The organism is Pseudomonas frederiksbergensis, assembly GCF_003732705.1.
Lineage (GTDB): Bacteria > Pseudomonadota > Gammaproteobacteria > Pseudomonadales > Pseudomonadaceae > Aquipseudomonas > Aquipseudomonas frederiksbergensis_F.
Genome location: NZ_MOBR01000006.1, coordinates 530,944 through 551,897, shown reverse-complemented (window position 1 = coordinate 551,897; position 20,954 = coordinate 530,944). Strand labels below are relative to the sequence as shown.

Below are 20,954 nucleotides of genomic sequence, written 5' to 3'. Positions count from 1 at the left end.
GGTCTCAGCGGTAGCTCAAGGCGTTGAAAATGCGACGACGCTCGTCAACGATGGCTTCACGGCCATGCATCACTCGACGGTTGTCGATCATCACCATGTCGTGGTCGCGCCAGCCCACCGGGTAGGTGTATTGCGCAGACACCGCGGCGATTTCCACCAGGAACTCAGGAGGAATTTGCAGCCCGGACACCGTGTCGATCACCGGCACTTCATAGTTGAAGGACGGGCCGAGGATGCTGTTGGCGAAGGCCGGGCGCTGGCTGAATTCGGAGACCAGAATCGCCGACGTGCCAAAGGCGTAGTGAATCGAGTCGTCGTCAGGGTTGAAGGTGATCACGGTCTGCGGATCACTGCCGACGATCTGCATCAAATCGTTGATGCTGACTGCCGCCGGGTCCGAGAGCGCTGGCGAGTAGTGGCAAACCAGCCGACGCCATTTGTCGCCGGCCACGGTGCGGCTGTAGCGAATCGGGTTTTGCTCGAAGAAGGTGCGGCAGTCCGGCGACAGTTTCGCCAGCACTTTTTCGCCATCGCACAGGGTGGTTTGCGAACCTTTGCGCGGCGCTTCCTGGCAGTAGAACCAGGTGATGTCCGGCCAGAACGGCGAATTGCCATTCTCGCAATGCAGGCCGATTTCCTGACGGCCCGCATCCACCAACTGCGCTGCGCCACCGACCATGACCCGTGCCGGATCGAGGCTCAGCCGCGAACTGTTTTGCCGCACATAGCTGCTGAAATCCTCGGGATTGTGGATGCAGTTGCGCAGCAGCACGACACCGTAATGCCCCAGCAATTCGTACAGCTCGGACTTGCCCAGGCGGGCGAAATGGTGTGGCTCGATGATCGAGATGTCAGGATTTTCACAGCGATAGGCAGGCGTGTTCATCAGCAGCATTCCCTTGCAAGTCGGCAAAAACAGTGGCGATATCGGCGCGTTTCGGGCGGCCGGTGACGGTGTAGAGCTGCTCGAGCAATGGATCGTCCTTGGTCAATAACCAGAGGCGACTCGGCCGCTCGATGTCGGAAAAGCGCCGGGTCGACCAGTTGGCCAAATCGTCGCGATCCGGAGCCGACTCGACACAGAGCAACGCCACCAGGCCATGGGTCTCATCAAAAAACACCGCGGCATCGCGCACGCCGGGATATTCGCGGTATTCCAGCTCAACTTGCTCGGGGCTGACGTTGCGGCCATTGGGCAGGCAAATCACATTTTTCTTGCGACCGCGGACGTAGAGATAGCCATCGGCATCCAGTTCACCCAAGTCGCCGGTGTCCATCCAGCCGTCGTCGGACATGGAACAGGCGCTCGGGTCCTTGCCCGAATAACCGCTGAACAACGAGCTGCTTTTGACCTCGATGGTCTGATCGGCGCCGATGCGCACCTGAACATGCGGCAACGGTTTGCCGACACTGCCCAGACGCTGGTGCTGCGCGGTATTCATGCTGACAACGGAAGCGTTTTCGGACAATCCGTAGCCCTGGAACACCGAAACGCCGTCTTCGGCGAGGGCGTTCAAGATATCGATACTGACCGCCGCGCCGCCGCAGGTGATATGCACCCCCGAATGCAGGTAACGGGACAGGCGCTCGCTTTGTTTATCGCCTTGAGCCAGTTGCTCGTAGAAGCGATTGAGCATCACCGGCGGCACCGTCAGGGCGGTCGGTTCGACTTGCAGGATCCACTCAATCAAGCGTTGCGGTGAGGTCCCCGGTTCGCCGAGCAGTGGCTCGCCTTCCGGCAGAAAATGCACGGTGCCACCGGCCAGCAGCGGCAAGTACGCGGCGGTCACTTGCTCCAGCAGCAGGCTCAACGGTACGAGCGACAGGTAACGGCGATGGGCATCGGCCGGCATTCCCTCGCGCAGGGACGTCAACACCGCGCCCACGGCCACCGTGCTCAGGCGCACACCCTTGGGCCTACTGGTCGTGCCGGAGGTGTGGATGATTTTGCAGATCCACTCGCTGACGCCATCCGGTTCACGCAACAACGGTTGTTCAATGGCGGGATCGCCGAGGCGCCTTAAGCGACTCTCGGGGAAATCGAGCCTCCAGCGCTCAGCCAGAGTGCGCTCGCCGGCGGCATCCACCAGAAAACCGTCACAGCGCTCGGCGAGGTGTTCGGCCTGAGCCTGGCTGAACGCCAGCGGCAAAGGCAACGCGGTAATCCCGGCAAACAGGCACGCCAGGTCGGCCACCAGCCAGTCACTGCTGTTGCGGGTCGCGATCCCCAGCACGACGTGGTCGCCATGGGCCGGGGTGTCGAAACGCCGTTGCAGTTCCGCCGCCAGGTTCAGCGCCCGGGACTCCAGCTCGCCGTAGGTCATGACCGCGGCGTGTTCCAGGCCGGTCGCTGCACAATCGACAGCACAGATTTTCTGGCGATTGACCTGCAGCGCCTGCCGCAGGTCCGCAATGAAGCGGCCGCTCATGATTGCGCCCTCTCCGGCAAATCCGTCGGCAATTGGGTGAACAACGTGCCAAGGGTCATGGCGGCAAATCGTGAGCGTTTCGGGTCCACGCGGATAAATCCGGTGACCGGCATTTTCGAGTAGTAGCTGCCCCAGTTCTTGCCGCCATCATTGGCTAACCGCTCTGGATCAGCCGTTAGCAGCGGTTCGAAATCGATCTGGCAACTTTCCATCATTTCCCGGACCCGGGGCGTGACGGTGCACAGAAGATAGTGGCCACCCATGCACCAGGCCAATAACGGGATCATGTTGACCATGATCATTCCGGCCGTCAGGTGATGGGAAATCAAACTACCGATTTCAACAATAGTTGACCGATCGATCGTCTTTTCAAAACGCTCGGACAGTATCGTTTCTATCGGTTGCGACAGGTATTGTTCGGAGAACAGTGTGCGGTGATCGGCAAACGTTATACCGGCACAAGAAAGAATACGTTCCTCATTGTCCAGAGTGACCGCAAAATACTGCGGACTGGGCTCTACCGTCGCCTTATAAGAACTGCGAAATTTTTCTTTCACAACTTCAGTGGCTTGCACCCATAACGGTGTCTGACTTTCAGTGACACGAACCAACACTTCGACCTCCCTGTCCCTATTCAGGACTCCTTTTAAAGTGAGCGAGAATATATTGAGGAAATCTCCGACAGACTATTTAAAAAACCAATTGCTTCCGCTAATATATAAATAAATAACCTTGTCACAAAAATAAAAGATAGTGACGCGCATGGATTTTCACCGAGACGGATTTTATGCTTAATAGTAATTTGCTCAGAAAACTCGATATGCAGGATTTGATGGTGTTCGTTGCCGTGTACGAGCAAAGCAGCGTCACCGAGGTCTCCGAAACCCTTTGCGTCAGCCAGTCCACCGTGAGTTACTGCTTGAAAAAGCTGCGCACGAGCTTCGACGACGAACTGTTCATCAATACCCGTAATGGCATGTGGCCTACTAACAAGGCCACCACCATGTATGGCCATGTGTTGAAAATCCTGAAAAGCATAAACATATGCCATTCCGGTTTACACGCATTCGACCCCACGCAAAAAGAAATCACGTTTAATATCTGTGCACCGGAGTATTTTGAGCTCCTGATACTTCCAAACTTATTGAAGCGTTTTATCGGTAGTAGCTTTCCGGTTATTGTTAATATCCAGAAATTTCACAGGGACATTCCGATCGAAGAACTTATCGACGGCCGCTTTGATTTGGTTATTTGTTTTGGCCCGAACTTTCATCGCAGTTCCAAAAACTTGAAATCACAAATACTCCTGGAAGATGACTTGGTCTGCGTCGTCGATAAAAACTTCGCCCCACCCGAGGGCGAGTTCAGCCTGGACAGCTTTGTCGCACGCCAGCACATCTTCCCGACCCCATGGACCTCAGATACCAACATGGTGGATGGCTGGCTCAGCAAATGGGCTTACAGCCGCCAGATCGTCGCGCGGGCAAATAGTTATGTAGCAGCACTCAACATGATTACCGGGACCGATTTCGTACTGACACTGCCTCGACGTATCCAGATGCTGATCAGTAACGAAGACAAGTTCAGTCATTGCAAACCGCCGACGGGTTTACCTAACTTTACCCTGGACATGTTGTGGAATGAAAAGCCGGGTCAGGACAGCGCGAATAACTGGTTTCGCGAACAAATTGTCAGCGTCTGTGCACAAGACGGCCTGCTGTAATAAGAACTATTAACATACAACTTCACAGCGAAAGACCCTCCGCCGCCAAATGTCGGGCATCACTTCGGCATTTGGCGAGGGGCTCAGCCCTGTCGGCGGCGTGGTGCCGAGCGCTTTCGAGCAGCAGGTCGTGTTACCTACACGATGTGTCCCACATCTGACAATGAAGTGTCCTACAGGGCTTTCTCCTGGCACCATCGTTCCGTTAGGATCGTTCGCACACGTTTGCGCACCGTCAGCGCAAGGAGCACAGCGAGACAGAACGGATGCTAAACAGTAACTTGCTTAGAAAGCTCGATATGCAGGACCTCATGGTGTTTACCGCCGTGTATGAGCAAAGCAGCGTCACCGGTGTGTCGGAGGCACTCTTCGTCAGTCAGTCCACCGTGAGTTACTGCCTGAAAAAACTGCGCACCAGTTTTGAAGACGAGTTGTTTATCAACACCCGCACCGGCATGCGCCCCACCTATAAAGCCAGCACCATGTATGCCCATGTGCTGAAGATTCTTGAAAGCATCAACCTCTGCCACGCCAGCGCCCAGGCGTTCGACCCGACGTCAGAGCCCGTCACCTTCAATATTTGTGCACCGGAGTACTTCGAGCACTTGATTCTGCCGCGCCTGTTGAAGCGCTTCGACTTCGCCGACCTGCCGGTGGCAGTCAACCTGCACAAATTCGAATCCGATATCCCGGCCGACGAATTGCGCGACGGCAGCCTCGACCTGCTGATCTGTTTTGGCCCGAACGTTCATCCAGGCCAGACCGACTTCAGATCACGGATGCTGCTCGAGGACGACCTGGTCTGCGTCTTCGACAAACGCGCCACACCCTTGGAACCGCGCTTGAGTTTGCAAGCCTTCACCGAACGCCAGCATGTGTTCTCGACACCGTGGTCAGCCGCCACTGACAGGGTCGATGGATGGCTGGCGCGGCAGGCGCAAAAGCGTCAGATCGTCAAACGGTCGAACAGCTACAGCGCGGCGCTGAAGATGATCACCGGCACTGATTTCATCCTGACCCTGCCCCGGCGCATCCAGCGTCTACTGGCCAACGAGGCGGTGTTCAATCATTGCGAAGCTCCAAACGGCCTGCCGGGTTTCACCCTCGACATGCAGTGGAGCCAAACCGCCGATCAGGACAGCGCCAACACCTGGCTGCGCGAGCAAGTGGTCAAGGCCTGCGCCGAGCAGCACGCAGCATGAAAACTTAGAAGCCGATGGCCGTCTTGGTGTAGGACTCGCGATCGATATCGAGGATTTCCACACACAACTGGACTTCAACATCCGTCGGCCATTCACACAAATCCTGCACCACGGCCAACAGGCTTTCGGACAGCTGCTTCTTGACCTGCGGCGGGCGACCACTGAGCAACGCCAACTTCACATGCACAAACGCCCGCTCACCCAATCCGGTGCCGACCTTGAAGGTTTCGACCTTCAGGGCACGGCTCTTGATATCGTGTTCCGCCGCAAACTGACCGGAACCCACCAGCGTATTGTTGAGCCGGATCAACGCCACATCGGCGTTCAACCCAGGCAGGTTGGCGGTGTATTCCATGTGCAGGTGAGGCATGACGGTACTCCGAAGGTTTGCAGAAAGGGCTTACATATATCACAGCGCCGCCCGGATCCCGGCGCACTTTAGTGTTCCGCTGCCGCCAGGGATTCACGCAACGCCACGGTTTCCCATACGGCCACCAACACCACCACAGCCGTGGTCAACGCGCCGAGTATCAACGCCGAAAACAGGTGACTCAGCGCCAATGGCAGCAGTACGAGCAGCAACCCCAGCCCGACCAAATGGGACAACGGCGGCAATCGCCGATCAGCCATGACCCACTTGAACAGCGCGTTCCCCAGCAGAAACAACCACGGCCCGGCGATGATCGCGAGGATGCCCGCATCGCTGGCATGCTCCGGGTGCATCAATACCAGTTCATCGGCCACAGCACTGACGATAACCCCGGCGACGATCAAGGCATGCAGATAGGTGTAGGCAATCCGCGCCTGCCGGCCCGGGTCGGTGGAATGGGCAATGCGATGGTGGGCACGCTCGGCGCCGCTGTCGAAATACACCCACCACATGGCGATGCTGCCGAGCACCGCCACCACAAACGCCGTCACGCCTGGCAGGCTCAAGTCCAATTCGGCAAACGTCGCGCCCGTCACCAGCAGCGACTCACCCAAGGCAATGATCACGAACAAACCACAGCGCTCGGCCATGTGATTGCCTTCGACGTTCCAGTCCTCAAGCGTCGAACGCCCCAGGCCCGGCACCCAGAAATACAGGGACGGCGAGATCAGTTCGATCAACAGCGCCAGCGCCCAACAGGCCAGGCGCTGATCGCCCTCCAGAAAGGCGCCAGCGATCCAGAACACCCCGGACAGCGCCAGCCAGGCGAGGATGCGCTGGAAATTGCGGGTCATGTTCAGCGGTTCGCCGCGCACCGCCCAGATCGCAAACAACGTGCGGCCAACCTGCATGAACACGAAGGCTCCAGCGAACATCAGCCCATGATCGGTGAAGGCCTTGGGTATCGATGAAGAGAGCAGCAGCCCGGCGATCATCAGGCCAAACAGCCCGAGGCGGATCGGCAGTTTTTCCGGGTCGAGCCAATTGGTGATCCATGAGGTGAAAATCCACACCCACCACACCGCGACCATCATCAGCGCGACCTGCACGGCACCGCCGATGGACAAGTGCGCCAGCAGGGAATGGGAGAGCTGAGTCACGGCGAACACAAACACCAGATCGAAAAACAGCTCGACCATGCCGACCTTGCCACTGTCGAGGCTACCGCGCCCTCGTAACAACGAACGGGATGGGCTCATGGTAGGGCTCCGCTGTCAGAGTGAACCGGCGCTGTGCATATCGGCCAGACCGCGCTCACTCATGAACGCTTCGAGACGAGAACGCAACCAGCGCTCGGCCGGGTCGGTGTCGACGTGGCTAAGCCAGACCATGGACAGGTCCAGGGTCGGCGTCTTGAACGGAAACGGCTCCTGGAACAAATGGCCGGATGCCGCCATGGCGCTGGCGGTGTAGTCCGGCAGGCTGGCGATCAGGTCCGTCCCCGCCAGCAGCGCCGGCAACGAACTGTATTGCGGCACGGAAAGCACCACATGGCGCTTGCGGCCAATTTCCGCCAGCCACTCATCGGCGTAACCACTGACGTTGGCGGTGTGGGAAACCAGTACGTGGGGGCGTGAACAATATTCATCGAGGGTCAACGGTGCGTCGGACGCATCAGCGCGCAAAACGCTGGGCAGGATGTGCCGCAGCAATTTGCGCTTGGCGTTGGCCGGCAGGCCACGGGTCTGGCTGATGCCGACGGTAATATCGCCGGACGCCAACAGGTCGGGAATGCGCCAGTAATCGACATGCTGGACCACAAACACCACCTTCGGCGCTTCCTGGCGCAAGGCTCGCAGTAACGGGGGCAACAGGCCGAACTCGACATCGTCCGACAGCCCGATACGAAAGGTCATGGTGCTGCTGGCCGGGTCGAAATCGTGGGTCAGACTCAAGGCCACCGACAGGGAGTCCAGCGCCGGCGACAGGTGCTGGATGATTTCTTCGGCCCGGGCCGTCGGTTCCATGCGATGACCAACGCGAATGAACAGCGGGTCGTTGAACATCGTGCGCAAGCGGTTGAGCGCGGCACTGATGGTCGGCTGACCAAGAAACAGTTTCTCAGCCACCCGCGTCACATTACGTTCGAGCATCAACGTCTCGAACACCACCATCAGGTTGATGTCGGCCTTACGTAGTTCATTACGATTCATCCACTGCACCCCGCCCCAAGACTTGGGCCAGTTTAGAAAGGCCGGGAGGTGGCGTCTATCGGCAAGATCGCCGCTGTACGCAGGATCACTGCACCGACAGCGACTTCATCCCCAGCCCCATGACTCGCGGATCGTCCCCGAGCCCCAATTGTTTCGGACTGATCGCATCGGGCAGCTGCACATGAATCCGCATCATCGTATCGCTGACGACAGCGGCGTGAATGGCCGCAGTGATCGGGATTTCGATGCGATTGCCTTGAACCGTTGTCAGACGCGTCGACAATGCTTGTACGCCGTTGATACTGAAGACCACTGTCTGACCGGCATGCATCGGCAAGACGAAGGCCAGCGCGTCGATCACGATGGACTGAGCCTTCGGCGGCACCCGAAGCAGAATGTCCGCCTCCGCACCTTCAGACCAGGTGCCCCAGGTTTCCGGTGCGCCCCACCCTTCGGTCAGGTGATGAGTCTTATGGTTGAACGCCTGTTGCTGCCCGACCTTGATCATCGGCACCCCATTCATCGAACGCCCTTCATCTTCGACCGCAAGGCATTGGGTGCACTGCTTCCAGCCCGGCGCCAGCACCACCAAACCATCGATGCGGGCGAGCAGGTCCGTATCGCTGTTGACGGTCTTGACCGCTTCGAGCATGGAGTTGTCATCAAGGATGTAAAGTGAGTCTGAGTCGTAGTGCCCGGTTTCCAGCATGCGCCGGGTCTTTTCCTCGGCCCGCTCCAGGGCCTTCGTGCCCATTCGGCCGAGGTAAACAGCGTCGGTGTTCATCCCATGGACCGCGGCGTAGTCAGCCAGCGGCTGCCAGGTTTCCGGCTGATTCTGCGGCGGCAACCAACGAATGTTCGCGTAGCGGGAAGCGGCACTGGCCCAGAACGGGTCACGCAACGGTGTCGACCACTCGGCGGCCGGCGCCATCATTCGGCTCAGCCGCAGCCCCCCCCAACCGTTGCGGGTATCCACGGCCTGGACACACAACGCCACCGTCAGCAGACACACCGCCGTCAGCGGCCGGTTGCCACGCACCACGAGGTAAATGATGGCAAACACAATGAGGTAGAACACTGGCCAGAACATCCGCCCGGACGCCCGGAAGATATTCGCCAACTGGATGATTTTCTCCGGCAACGGAATGCGAACGGTGAACAGGCCGAGACCGATTTCGTTCGTCAGCGCAAACAGCAGCAGGGCGATCAGCGCCAGCACCAGAATGGGCAGACTCCTCACCGCATTGCCAAAGCCGGTTTTACCTCGCAGCAGCACGACGGCAGCGAAGATCGCCAGCAACAGCACACCGGCCCCGAGGTAGTTGAAACCTTCGTAATCACCGGGGCCTTGAGGAAAGTTGGGCAAGACCATGGACCAGCCACTGGCATTAATCAGAGACAACACATTCATCCGATACAAACCAAAACCAGCCGCCATCGCGCCTTTACCGACACTGAAATAACCCGCCTGCCAGCAACACAGGCTCACCAGCAAGAACAGCAAAATCAGCTCGATCAGCGCCGTGCGCCGGGTCAACTGGCCTTTGAGGGTTCTGCCCGCCAGATCGGCAATCCAGATCAACGCCACCATTGCCAGCAAATAAGCGTGTACCAGCGCCGTCACCCCCAAAAGCGCGCCCCAGGCCAACCGGCGCTTCTGCACGCCGGGATGCAGCGCCAGATACAGCGCCGCCAGAATCAGAAAATGCCCGGACAGGGACAGATGCCCGCCCATGCGCAAAAACATCGGCGGCGAAAACAGAAACAAGCCTGTGCCCAGTAATCTCAGGGCGACATTGGGCGTCACCAGCCCCATTAATTTCCAGGCAAACCAGGCTTGCAGAACAAAACACGCCAACAGCCAGATCCCGAAGTACTGGAACGTCTCGGGCAACCAGGCGTTGAACGGTTTGAACAGCAGGGCCAGCAGCGGATTGGAGTCAGAAAATATGATCGCGTTGCCCAGTTCCAACCCGTAGTTCGGGTTGAGTCCAAGTGGAAAAGTCCACGGCGAGTGTCGGAAAAAAACCCAGCCCAGGTAATGAGTGGCCGTATCGCCGACTTCCAGCCAGGCAATGTTTTGCGGATCCAGGGCGCGCGGCCCGATCACGATGAAAAACGTCACCACGCCCATCAACAGGGGCAACAATGCAATCGCCCAATGCTTGCCAGAATCCTTCATCGATAGGTCCAAAAGTTGTGCAATACAAAGGTGAAGGCCGGAAGGGTCAACGCCACGGCACCAATCCCCAGCAAGTAGTTGAGCCCGGCGATTTGCGCCGCCCAGGCCACGAACATCGCCAGCAGGAAACCGGCACCGGAAACCATCATGAAGCGCAGCAACGTGCGGCCATGCAGTCGGGCGGAAAAACTCCAGGTCGTGTTGATCAGGTACGACACCACCGTGGCCACGGCGAATGCCACGCCGTTAGCCAGCGGAGGCAATGGCACCACGAAGTTGATGAACAACACGGCGACAACCGCGTGAAGGGCGGTGACAAACACCCCGGTCACGGCAAACCTCATGGCCCGTTTGATCACCGCCGATTTTTCGGCTGACGTCACGGCTTTTGCGCCAGCACGAACACCGTCAGACCGGCCAGGCGATTCGCGCCCATGAACGGCAACTCAATGCTGCACAAGGTCTTCAGGATCGAATTCACCACGGGATGATGCTGCTTGAGCTGCGAACGCGGCGGCGATGGTTGTGTGCCTTTGGGCAACAGGCGCAGCGTCGCCGCAATCGGGAACACCGCACCAAAATAGTAAGCGCCGTGCTTCACCGTCAAACCAGCATCCCGGGCGACTGTTTCAAATTGCGCCAGGGTGTAGCGGCGTTTGTGTTCCAGAAAATCATCGTGCCCACTCCAGAGAAACTGGAATGCCGGCACCGTCATCAGGAAACGGCTGCCGGACGGGACTTTATCGACATAAGCCTTGAGCAACCCGACGTCATCATCCACATGCTCCAGCACGTCCATCAGCAGCACCAGATCAGCGTCCACCGAATCGATGCCGCGCCGGTAATGCACCGGTTTTCCAGAGGTGGTGGCGTCGGAGTCCGCGTCGTAGCTGATGTCCACGCACCAGGCTTCGTTTGCGGCGGTGTGGGTCAGCAGGTGGTGGGTAAAAAACCCGGAACCGGCGCCGACGTCGAGAATCTTTTTGATCGGGGTGTCGCCCAGCAGACGCGTGGTGGCCGCCGCTTTTGACGAGTAGTACCAATGCTGGTCAATGCTTGAACCGAGGATGTCGGTTTCCTTGAGATCCATGGTTCAGTCCTTGGGGTTATAGACACGCCGCACCAGATAAACCGGTCGGCGTTTGGATTCGATGTAGGTACGGCCCAGGTATTCGCCGAGCACCCCGATGCCGATCAGTTGCAGGCCACCCAGAAAGGTCACGGCAACCATCAGCGAGGCGTAGCCCGGTACGTCGACCCCGGTTATCAACGTGCGCAACACAATGAAAATGGCAAACGAGAACGACACCAGGGATACGAACAGCCCCAGATAGGTCCAGACCTTGAGCGGGTCAGTACTGAAACTGGTGATCCCTTCCAGCGCGAAATTCCACAGCCGCCAGCCGTTGAACTTGGTCTCACCCGCCACCCGCTCCGGGCGCTCATAATCGACATGGGTGGTGCGAAACCCGACCCAGGCAAACAGGCCTTTCATGAAGCGCCGGGATTCAGGCAGCGACTCCAACGCCTCGACCACACAGCGATCCATCAGGCGGAAATCACCGACATCCTTGGGCAGCGGTTGGTCAGAGATTCTGTTGTGCAAGCGGTAGAACCAGTTGGCTGAGGTTTTCTTGGCCCAGGAGTCGGTCCTGCGACTCACACGATGGCCCAACACCACTTCATAGCCTTGGCGCCACAGGGCAATCATCTGAAGAATGACTTCCGGCGGATCCTGCAAATCGGCATCGATCGGCACCACCACCTGGCCGGTGGCGGTCTGCAAGCCCGCGGTCAACGCCGCTTCCTTACCGAAATTTCGGCTCAGGTCGACGATTCGCACACGCGGGTCGGACTTCTGGCGTTCCAGAAGTAAATCCAGCGTCGCATCAGTGCTGCCGTCATTGACGAACACCATCTCCAGCCCCACCAGCGCCTCCTCCTTGAAGGCGTCAGTAATCCGCGCGATGAACAAATCAATGGTCGCCGCTTCGTTGAATACCGGGATGACGAGCGAAAGCGCCACATGCCCGGCCGGTTGCGTTCCGTGCTGATGAGTCAATTGATTGCTCTTTTTTATAGTGATTTTTCAACAATCTTTGGTCGCCGAGGTGTTTCCCGGCGCCATGAGCTGCCCCGTATTAAGCAGGAGCAAGAGAGGTGATGCAAGGGCGAAACTGCGGCGGTTTTGGCCATTTTTCCAAGGCTCGATTAGCTGTAGGAAAAGCCTTCAAATCATTGGAAACAAATGCCCGATGGCCAAAAAAACCTGCTCCGCTAGGCTTGCTGACATGCGGCACACAGGTTGTCGCAATTAACGAATCGCATGGAGCGAGCTGAATGTATTTTGAGATTTACAGGCAATCGAAAGGCACCCCGAGCACCGGAAAAGGGCAGTGGCGCTGGCGGTTGCGGGCGGGGAACCATGAGACGGTTGCGAGCGGGGAGTCGTATGTGAATAAAACTGATTGTTTGCATGTGATCGAGTTGATCAAGGGGGTGCATGGGGAGACGCCGGTCAAGGAGATTTAACGGCGAGGCGAACTTCCATCCCCTTAAAAGGAAAGGCCTCGTGGCGTTTTAGCGACGAGGCTTTTTCAATGTTTTGCGCCCTCTTGCTCACACTGCGCCCAACGATCATCCACGCCCATTTCTACGCCATACCTCCCGCCCCCAACCTTGATCCAGACGCGCCCCATGCTGTATACCTAAAAAGACCTAACGCCACACCGAAGGAAATGCCACCGCCTTATGCATGGAATCACACGTATCGATCGCCTTGTCGGCCCACTTTCCGCAGCCCTGATTGCGCACTGTGGGCCTCACGTCAAACGCTGCGCTGGCGCAGCCACAGGGCTTGTTTCCCGTCTCGTTGCACTCCTCGCTTTACACCGCTTGCGACCTCGTTTGTCGGACTGGTGCGCCCATCGGCGCCATTGCTCAGTCCCTCCGCCTGCCTGCTTCTGATCATTAGCCACTGAACCGGCGCATCCATCTCCCGTTTTTTCGCGGGGCTCGTGTTCGTCTGGCTTTTCTATCGGAACCCATCACCTCCTGAGCGAGACACCGCCCGGTCGGCCAATGCGCCTCGAACCGCGCCCGTCAGCTCCAGGCCACGCCATTTTGCGGACGTAGTGCCCCTTTTAAGGCGGCTTTACGTCGAGCCACCACACGGTACAAGGAGTATCAATCGATGATTTATTTCCAGGGAAAAAGAATTCTCAGTGCCATCTTCGACATGGATGGCACCATGTTTGACACCGAACGCCTGCGCTTCAAAACCCTCAAGCAGGCATCCAGCGAGATTTTCGGCAAGCCGTTGAGCGAGGAAACCCTGATCGGCTCGCTCGGCCTGAGCGCCAAGAAAGCCGAAGCCCTGGCAAAGGCGCACAACGGTGAAGACTTCCCCTACGCCGAGATCCGCCAGCGCGCCGATGAGCTTGAGTTGGCGTATGTGCGCAATGAGGGCGTGCCGATCAAGGCAGGTTTGCTGGAGGTGCTGGAACGCTTGCGTAAGTACGGCCTGACCATGGCCGTCGCGACCTCAAGCCGTCGGGCGATTGCCGAGGAGTACCTGATCAATGCCAACGTGCTCAAGTATTTCGACATTACCGTGTGCGGCGACGAAGTTACCCAAGGCAAGCCCCATCCCGAAATCTTCCTGCGGGCAGCGAGCGCGCTCAACTGCGAGCCGGGCCACTGTTTCATGGTCGAAGACTCGGAAAACGGCCTGCTGTCGGCGATCCGTGCCGAGGGGCAGCCGATTCTGATCGAGGACATCAAGCCGCCCGCACCCGAGGTCAAGGCCGGCGCGCTCAAGGCTTACGCCAACATGCAGGAGTTTCTTGGGGATCTGACCGAGTGCATGCCCGACCTCGGTACGCCTGAGCTGACCGAAACCTTCCCCCAGGCGCTTAACCAGTTTCGCGTCGGCATCCACGGCTTCGGCGCCATGGGTGGCGGCTACCTGACGCAGATTTTCTCCCACTGGGACGGCTACACCCGGCCCTGTGAAATCATCGGCGCCACCCGTTCGCGCATGCTGCGTGAAACGGTCGACGCCTTCGGCCGATTCAGCGTGCGCTACAGCGCGACGTCCTTCGACCAGACCATCGAAAACCTGCGGATGATCGACATGGACGATGCCGAAGCGGTGATCGATATGTACGACGTCGCGGAAATCGTCGGCCTGAGCCTGCCCGAACCGGCCATCCGCAAACAGGCCGATGTGATCGCCAAGGGTTTGATCCGTCGCTTCGAACGCCGCAGACGCGAGCTGACCATCCTGATCGTGCTGAACAAGGTCGGCGGCGCCGCCTTCGTGCGCCGCCATGTCGAAACGCAGCTGTTGCTGCTGGTGTCGCCTGAGACTTGCCAGCAGATCCTCGACAAGACTCACTTTGCCGAAACAGTCGTCAGCCGCATCGTCTCGAAAATCTCCAACGAGGCCTTGCTCCGGCAGCTGCGGATCAAATCGAAGATCTTCCAGAACAGCCTGAGTGATGAACCGTCCGCTCACTCCGCATCGACCAGCGTTAAAGCGCCGGAATACGAACGGCTGATCGGCCGCTTCCGCCCCTTCGCCCAGTCCAGCAACGCCCTGAGCCAGATGCACCTGATCCTGTTCAACAGCGAACCGGACATGCCCCTCTACGTTGAGCGCGGTAGCAACCTGCTTGAGCGACTGCGCCAGGTGAAAACCGTGGAAGACATCACCCAGACCCAGGTCATCAAGAACCTGCTGTGGAACGGTCCCCACGCGATCATTGCCTGGTACGCCAGTCTGTTGGGCTATTCGTGGCTGGGCCAGGGCATGGGTGATCCGCGCGTCAGTGCCCTGGCCGAACGCTTGATCCGACAAGAAGTCGGCCCGGCCCTGGTCGCCGAGAACCCGCAAATGAGCGATGCCGTCACCGGTTTCGCCAAAACCTTCCTCGAACGCTGCAACACCTCCTTCAAAGACCCCTGCGCCCGAGTCGGCCGCGACCCTTTGCGCAAACTGCAACGCAACGAACGCATCCTGCGCAGCATCGACCTGGCCCGCAAACACGGCATCGATTCAACCGGCCTTGAATTCGGCACCGCGCTGGCCCTGCACTATGCCCTGCGCTCGACGGACGCCAAGGATCAGGAGAGTCAGTTGATGCGCACGCTTTATGAAGAGAACGGGAGTGTCGAGGCGATGCTGACGTACACCGGGAGTTATAACGGCAAACCATATCCGGGGTTGGATCCGGTCAGGGATGCGGAATTGGTTGAGGGGATTGGTGGGCATTTTGAACGGCTGGTGAAGCCGGATTCAGGGCATTGGGGCTGGCCAGCCCAGGCGTAGCTGGAAGAGGACTCGCGTTAGCAATCAATTTCGCATGCCCCGCCGCTCATTTAGCGACGGGGCATTTTTTATGTAACGAACCCGGCCCTTCCACAGGGGTCATAACAAGTGACGGCATCGCGACTGATCAAAGGCCTCAGGCCCTGTTTCATTCAAGAGCGAAGCTTGGGATTCACACATTTCAGGGTGCGCCGGATAACGTTCAGTGGGTTCGGTTCCTGTTTAATGCAGGCGCGGACTGCTGCTCCCATCCAATGCTCCCTTATCGGAGTACGGATATGACTCAGTCAATGCGGTTCTTCCTTTCAGTCTTTCTCGCCACAGCATCATTGGCATCGACAAGCCTCCTCAACACTGCAGGCGCGGCCACCGCCGAGGATCTGAATACCGACTCTCGGCAGGCATTACAAAGGCTCTACAAGGGCACACCCTTTGCCGAAACCATCGCGCACAACGCCAAAGCTATTCTGGTCTTCCCGAAAATCATCAAGGCAGGCCTTGTGTTCGGTGGTAGCTATGGCGAAGGCGAATTGTTAAAGGGCAAGCAAGTAGAGGGTTACTACAACTCCGTCACCGGCTCGTGGGGGCTGCAAGCAGGCGCCCAGTCTTATGGCTATGTGGTCTTTTTGATGACCGATAAAGCGGTGAAATACGTCCGCGAAACCAAGGGCTGGGAAATCGGCGTAGGGCCAACTGTTGTGGTAGTTGATGAAGGCGTTGCGAAAAACCTGTCCAGCTCGACGCTGAAAGACGATGCGTACGCCTACATCTTCGACCAACAGGGGTTAATGGCCGGGGTCAGCATTGAGGGGACGAAGATTTCGCTGATCAAGCGCTAAATTTGCCCTGAACAAAAACCCAGAAACGAAAAAGCCCCCGTAATCAGCAATGATTACGGGGGCTTCGTCTTGTTCAATAATGGCGGAGAGATAGGGATTCGAACCCTAGGTACCGGTGAAGGTACAACGGATTTCGAATCCGTCCCATTCGGCCACTCTGGCATCTCTCCAACGGCGCGCATCATAACAACACTTTCGCCGGAAGCGAACCCCCTAAGCGAAATTTTTCCGTGCTATCAGATGCTTGCGTCGATTAAAGCGGTACACCCAGACGATTGGCGACTTCTTCGTAGGCTTCAATGACGTCACCGAGACCTTGGCGGAAGCGGTCCTTGTCCATTTTCTTGCCGGTGGCCTTGTCCCACAGACGGCAGCCGTCCGGGCTGAATTCGTCGCCCAAGACGATGGAGCCGTCGGAGAACACGCCGAATTCAAGTTTGAAGTCGACCAGCAGCAGGCCGGCGTCGTCGAACAGTTTGCTCAGGACTTCATTGACCTTGAGCGACAGTTCTTTCATGCGAACCAGTTGCTCGGCGGTGCCCCAACCGAATGCCACGACGTGGGATTCGTTGATGAACGGGTCGCCCTTGGCGTCGTCCTTGAGGAACAGTTCGAAGGTGTAAGGGTTGAGCTTCAAGCCCTCTTCAACGCCCAGACGCTTGACCAGGCTGCCCGCGGCGTAGTTACGCACGACGCACTCGACCGGGATCATGTCGAGTTTTTTCACCAGGCATTCGTTGTCGCCCAGCAGTTTGTCGAATTGAGTCGGCACGCCGGCGGCTTCGAGTTTCTGCATGATGAAGGCGTTGAACTTGTTGTTCACCATGCCTTTGCGGTCGAGCTGCTCGATACGCTTGCCGTCGAACGCCGAGGTGTCGTTGCGAAACAGCAGGATCAAGCGGTCAGCGTCGTCGGTCTTGAAAACCGATTTGGCTTTGCCGCGGTAGAGTTCTTCACGTTTTTCCATGATGGGCTCCGCTTGCTAAGTAGGTGGGCTAGGCGATGTGTCGCCAGTCGAGCCCTGAATCTTGATCGGCCAGTTGCAGCCAGTCCGGGTCGCACCCGAGGGTGTCGACAAAACATTGCCGGGCCAGCTGCGGCAGGTTGTTCTTGCTGCTCAGATGGGCCAGGACCAGGTGTTGCAGGCCTTGCCAGCCCAACTCGGCCACCAGGAATGCCGCCTGATGGTTGTTCAAATGTCCCAGTTCACCGCCCACCCGCTGCTTCAGGAAGTACGGGTAGTGACCGCGAGCCAGCATGTCACGGCAATGGTTGGACTCGATCATCAATGCATCGAGGTCCCGATAGCCGTCCAGCACCTTGCTGCAATACGAGCCCAGGTCGGTCAACAGGCCGAAGCGCCGCTCACCGTCGTTGAACACGTACTGGGTCGGTTCCTGCGCATCGTGGGCCACGGCAATGACTTCGATGTTCAGGACGCCGATTTGCAATTGCTCGCCGCCGGCCAGGAAGCCCGCGGGTTCGATCGGTTTGCGCATCCCGCGCAGGGTGCCGCGACTGAGGTAGACAGGCAGATTGTAGCGCCGAGACAGCAAACCCACGCCATGCACGTGGTCGGCATGTTCGTGGGTCACGAGTATCGCGCTCAGTTGCGCCGGGTTTACCCCGAGGCGCAACAGGCGTTTTTCGGTTTCCCGCAGGGAGAAACCACAATCCACCAGCACGTACGTATCAGCGCTGGCTATCAGCGTGCCGTTCCCTTGGCTACCGCTGCCGAGAACGGCAAAACGCATGTGATCAGCCCAGGTTGTCCTGAATCACGCTCAACACTTTACGCGCCACATCAGCAGGCGCGACGGTGTTGATGTTTTTCTCGACGGTGACCTGGACGTTCTCGCCAACCTTGCTCAGGCGAACCTGATAACGCTCGGCACGGGCTTCAACTTCTTCCTTGGTCGGCGCACTGCCGAACAGGCTGCTGAAGAAGCCAGGCTTTTCGTCTTTCTTCTCGGCTTTTTCCGACAGGTTGATGTAGTACAGGCCCAGGCTGCGGTTGATGTCTTCAACGCGCCATTCGCCCTGTTCCAGCGCACGACCGACGCTCGACCAGGCACGATCCAGGTCCGGACCGACGTTCAGGATCGGGTTGCCGCTGCCGTCTTCGCTCAGGCTGACACGACTTGGCTTATCGGAGTCCTGGGAAGCCAGCATCGACACCGAACCACCCTTCTCGGCCGTGCGGCTCATGCTTGCGAGCAAATCGTCCACCAATGCCGCGTCCAGGCCAGTGTTGACCGAACGGTTGGTGAAATCGACGTCGGCGGTGCTGCCCGAAGGACGCTGGGCGCTGACCACGTAGATTTCACTGGTGTTGCGCTGCACGCCTGGCTCGATGCGGACCCGCACGCGGGTTTCGTTGTCGGCGCTGATGCCGGCAGCGCTCAGGCGCTTGGCCATGGCTGCGGACAGTTCATCGGAATGCTGCCACGTGGTGGTGAATTCGCCGGTTTGCGGACGTTGTTCATCCAGGCGGAAGCCGTTGTCCTGGAAGAACTGCACCGCCACTGGCCAGACTTCGGCCGGTGGGTGCTGGCCCATGACCCAGCTCGAGTCACCGCTTTTTTGCAGGGTGTAGTCGCTGGCGTCAGCAATCGCCGACAGCGGTTGCGGACGAGGCACGATGTATTCGCCCTTGGCGGTGTCATCGGCCACGTTACGCGGGATCGGCAACAGCGGATCCAGACGTTTGGCGGTGTTGACATTCGGTGGCAATTGCATCGGTGCAGTCTGTTGCGCTTCCAGGTAATCGCTACCACGGTCACGGAAGTAACCTTCCGGGCCCCAGATCCATCCGCAGCCACTGGTGCTGGAGATAATCAAGGCAAGTGCGGAAAGTCCGGCCATTCGCTTCATGCGTTGTACTTCCTCAATTAAACCAGGACGCCGGACTGGCGCATGGCCTGCCGCAGCGGTTCGTGACAGGCAGCGCTGAGCCAGGTGAGCGGCAGACGGATACCGTCCGGCATCAAGCCCATTTCATGCAGTGCCCATTTCACGGGGATAGGGTTGGATTCGATAAACAGGGTCTTGTTGAGCGGCATCAGTTTTTCGTGGATGGCACGAGCGGTCACGGCATCGCCTTTCAGCGCGGCGTTGCACAGGTCGGCCATATCACGCGGGGCGACGTTGGCGGTCACCGAGATGTTGCCTTTACCACCCAGCAGAATCAGCTCGACAGCCGTCGCGTCATCACCGGAGATCACCAGGAAGTCTTTGCTGACACCTTCGATGATCGCCTTGGCACGGCCCAGGTCGCCGGTGGCTTCCTTGATGCCGATGATGTTTTTCACGGTCGAGAGGCGGATCACGGTGTCGGCCAGCATGTCGCACGCGGTGCGGCCAGGCACGTTATAGAGGATCTGCGGGATATCGACGGCTTCGGCGATGGCCTTGAAGTGCTGGTACAAGCCTTCCTGAGTCGGTTTGTTGTAGTACGGCGTGACCAGCAGGCAGGCGTCGGCGCCGGCGCTCTTGGCATTGGTGGTCAGCTCGATGGCCTCGCGCGTCGAGTTCGCACCGGTGCCGGCGATGACCGGGATGCGCCCTGCAACCTGCTTGACCACGTAACGAATCACTTCGATGTGCTCGTTCACGTCTAGCGTGGCCGATTCACCTGTAGTACCGACCGCCACGATGGCGTGGGTGCCGTTTTGCAGGTGAAAGTCCACCAGTTTGCTCAGGCTGTCCCAATCGAGACGACCTTGTGCATCCATGGGTGTGACCAGTGCCACCATACTGCCCGCAATCATGCAACCGCTCCTGCCGGAAAAAGAGAGCCGTAATGGTACTGGCGCCAAGATGCTTGTACAAGCGAAGTACTGCGCTGCTGCCATTCCCCTTGGCGCTGCTTTTCGCTACCCTTCAGACTTTGATCGGTACTGATAAGCTCGTACGCCGGGTTCCAGCCTCCATTTTCGGCATCACAAGCCCCGATCCAGCGTTGCCACCCCTCGCTCCCGCCACTCTGGAGCACGTTGCAACCTTCGGCTCGGGTTTTCTGAATTCGTCTGCGCAGGGTCGCCCCCGGTAAAAAAAGCCCGTAGAAGTATCGACCGCTCATCGCTTTAGGAATGCTGCATGTCCACCCCCACAGTTCGCGAACAATTCCTTGTCATCAGTGCCCTCGGCGCCAACCCCATGGAGCTGACTAACGTCCTGTGCCGCGCCAGCCATGAAAACCGCTGCGCCGTTGTCACTTCTCGCCTGACCCGTCATGGCGAGTGCAGTGCCCTGATCCTCGAGATCTCCGGCAGCTGGGACGCCCTGGCCCGCCTGGAAGGCAGCCTGCCGATCCTCGCCAAGAAGCACGCCTTCACGGTCAACGTGGTGCGCAGCGCGGCCCTGGAGAACCGTCCACAGGCCCTGCCGTACGTCGCCTATGTCAGCTCGGCCTATCGCTCGGACATCATCAACGAGTTGTGCCAGTTCTTCATGGACCACAACGTCGAGCTGGAAAACCTGACCTGCGACACCTATCAGGCGCCACAGACCGGCGGCACCATGCTCAATGCCACGTTTACCGTGACATTGCCGGCCGGCGTGCAAATCAGTTGGCTGCGCGATCAGTTCCTGGATTTCGCCGACGCGCTGAACCTGGACGCCCTGATCGAACCGTGGCGCCCACAAAACCCAATGTAAGGAAG

Annotated in this window: 20 protein-coding genes and 1 tRNA gene; 6 read left to right on the top strand and 15 right to left on the bottom strand. The window is 58.5% G+C overall.

Annotated elements, in window-relative coordinates:
* Positions 1-4 precede the first annotated feature (4 nt).
* Genes BK667_RS07545 through BK667_RS07535 form a run of 3 tightly spaced genes read right to left on the bottom strand, consistent with a single transcriptional unit; the run spans position 5 to position 3,043 of the window.
* The gene (locus BK667_RS07545) at positions 5-886 is read right to left on the bottom strand and encodes a TauD/TfdA family dioxygenase (protein ID WP_123597210.1); all 882 of its coding nucleotides are present in this window, start codon (positions 884-886) and stop codon (positions 5-7) included.
* Positions 861-2,429, bottom strand: a complete 1,569-nt coding sequence (locus BK667_RS07540; RefSeq protein ID WP_123597209.1) for an AMP-binding protein — start codon at positions 2,427-2,429, stop codon at positions 861-863. Before BK667_RS07540 ends, BK667_RS07545 begins: the two co-directional genes overlap by 26 nt.
* On the bottom strand, positions 2,426-3,043 hold the full coding sequence (locus tag BK667_RS07535; RefSeq protein WP_123507641.1) for a thermostable hemolysin: 618 nt from the start codon (positions 3,041-3,043) through the stop codon (positions 2,426-2,428). The genes BK667_RS07540 and BK667_RS07535 overlap by 4 nt, the downstream gene beginning before the upstream one ends.
* Positions 3,044-3,216: 173 nt before the next feature.
* Here BK667_RS07535 and BK667_RS07530 point away from each other — a divergent pair, with 173 nt between their 5' ends.
* Both BK667_RS07530 and BK667_RS07525 read left to right on the top strand, forming a co-directional pair.
* The gene (locus BK667_RS07530) at positions 3,217-4,152 is read left to right on the top strand and encodes a LysR family transcriptional regulator (protein WP_123597208.1); all 936 of its coding nucleotides are present in this window, start codon (positions 3,217-3,219) and stop codon (positions 4,150-4,152) included.
* Positions 4,153-4,418: 266 nt separating this feature from the next.
* A complete protein-coding gene (locus BK667_RS07525; RefSeq protein ID WP_123507637.1) occupies positions 4,419-5,354 on the top strand; it encodes a LysR family transcriptional regulator in 936 nt (311 codons plus the stop codon).
* A gap of 4 nt (positions 5,355-5,358) precedes the next feature.
* Here BK667_RS07525 and BK667_RS07520 read toward each other — a convergent pair whose 3' ends face one another.
* From BK667_RS07520 to BK667_RS07490, 7 genes are all read right to left on the bottom strand, one after another.
* The gene (locus BK667_RS07520) at positions 5,359-5,724 is read right to left on the bottom strand and encodes a 5-carboxymethyl-2-hydroxymuconate Delta-isomerase (RefSeq protein WP_123507635.1); all 366 of its coding nucleotides are present in this window, start codon (positions 5,722-5,724) and stop codon (positions 5,359-5,361) included.
* 68 nt (positions 5,725-5,792) lie between these two features.
* Entirely contained in the window at positions 5,793-6,983 is a 1,191-nt protein-coding gene (locus BK667_RS07515; RefSeq protein ID WP_123507633.1) for a low temperature requirement protein A, read from the bottom strand.
* A gap of 15 nt (positions 6,984-6,998) precedes the next feature.
* A complete protein-coding gene (locus BK667_RS07510; protein ID WP_123597207.1) occupies positions 6,999-7,937 on the bottom strand; it encodes a LysR substrate-binding domain-containing protein in 939 nt (312 codons plus the stop codon).
* An 85-nt stretch (positions 7,938-8,022) separates the two neighbouring features.
* Positions 8,023-10,119 (bottom strand): DUF6311 domain-containing protein, encoded by a 2,097-nt coding sequence (locus BK667_RS07505; protein WP_123507629.1) that lies wholly within the window; start codon positions 10,117-10,119, stop codon positions 8,023-8,025.
* The gene (locus BK667_RS07500; RefSeq protein WP_123507627.1) at positions 10,116-10,502 is read right to left on the bottom strand and encodes a GtrA family protein; all 387 of its coding nucleotides are present in this window, start codon (positions 10,500-10,502) and stop codon (positions 10,116-10,118) included. Before BK667_RS07500 ends, BK667_RS07505 begins: the two co-directional genes overlap by 4 nt.
* Positions 10,499-11,209, bottom strand: coding sequence for a class I SAM-dependent methyltransferase (locus BK667_RS07495; protein WP_123597206.1), 711 nt, complete (start codon positions 11,207-11,209; stop codon positions 10,499-10,501). The genes BK667_RS07500 and BK667_RS07495 overlap by 4 nt, the downstream gene beginning before the upstream one ends.
* 3 nt (positions 11,210-11,212) lie before the next feature.
* Entirely contained in the window at positions 11,213-12,181 is a 969-nt protein-coding gene (locus BK667_RS07490) for a glycosyltransferase family 2 protein (protein ID WP_123597205.1), read from the bottom strand.
* 278 nt (positions 12,182-12,459) lie between these two features.
* On the opposite strand from BK667_RS07490, the gene BK667_RS07485 reads away from it, so the two are divergent.
* From BK667_RS07485 to BK667_RS07475, 3 genes are all read left to right on the top strand, one after another.
* A complete protein-coding gene (locus BK667_RS07485; RefSeq protein ID WP_123507621.1) occupies positions 12,460-12,651 on the top strand; it encodes a YegP family protein in 192 nt (63 codons plus the stop codon).
* A gap of 661 nt (positions 12,652-13,312) precedes the next feature.
* Positions 13,313-15,451, top strand: a complete 2,139-nt coding sequence (mtlD, locus tag BK667_RS07480) for a bifunctional mannitol-1-phosphate dehydrogenase/phosphatase (protein WP_123597204.1) — start codon at positions 13,313-13,315, stop codon at positions 15,449-15,451.
* A 278-nt stretch (positions 15,452-15,729) separates the two neighbouring features.
* Positions 15,730-16,290, top strand: a complete 561-nt coding sequence (locus BK667_RS07475; protein WP_123507618.1) for a lipid-binding SYLF domain-containing protein — start codon at positions 15,730-15,732, stop codon at positions 16,288-16,290.
* A gap of 80 nt (positions 16,291-16,370) precedes the next feature.
* Here BK667_RS07475 and BK667_RS07470 read toward each other — a convergent pair.
* From BK667_RS07470 to dapA, 5 genes are all read right to left on the bottom strand, one after another.
* A tRNA-Ser gene (locus BK667_RS07470) sits at positions 16,371-16,460 on the bottom strand.
* A gap of 83 nt (positions 16,461-16,543) precedes the next feature.
* Positions 16,544-17,257 (bottom strand): phosphoribosylaminoimidazolesuccinocarboxamide synthase, encoded by a 714-nt coding sequence (purC, locus tag BK667_RS07465; protein ID WP_123507616.1) that lies wholly within the window; start codon positions 17,255-17,257, stop codon positions 16,544-16,546.
* Positions 17,258-17,285: 28 nt separating this feature from the next.
* A complete protein-coding gene (locus BK667_RS07460) occupies positions 17,286-18,044 on the bottom strand; it encodes an MBL fold metallo-hydrolase (RefSeq protein ID WP_123597203.1) in 759 nt (252 codons plus the stop codon).
* A 4-nt stretch (positions 18,045-18,048) separates the two neighbouring features.
* On the bottom strand, positions 18,049-19,164 hold the full coding sequence (gene bamC, locus BK667_RS07455; RefSeq protein WP_123507612.1) for an NlpB/DapX family lipoprotein: 1,116 nt from the start codon (positions 19,162-19,164) through the stop codon (positions 18,049-18,051).
* Between the two features lie 17 nt (positions 19,165-19,181).
* Complete coding sequence (dapA, locus tag BK667_RS07450) at positions 19,182-20,060, bottom strand: 4-hydroxy-tetrahydrodipicolinate synthase (protein WP_123507610.1); 879 nt, start codon at positions 20,058-20,060, stop codon at positions 19,182-19,184.
* A 328-nt stretch (positions 20,061-20,388) separates the two neighbouring features.
* Between dapA and BK667_RS07440 the strand changes: the two genes are divergently transcribed.
* Entirely contained in the window at positions 20,389-20,949 is a 561-nt protein-coding gene (locus tag BK667_RS07440; RefSeq protein ID WP_054046705.1) for a glycine cleavage system transcriptional repressor, read from the top strand.
* Positions 20,950-20,954: the final 5 nt, after the last annotated feature.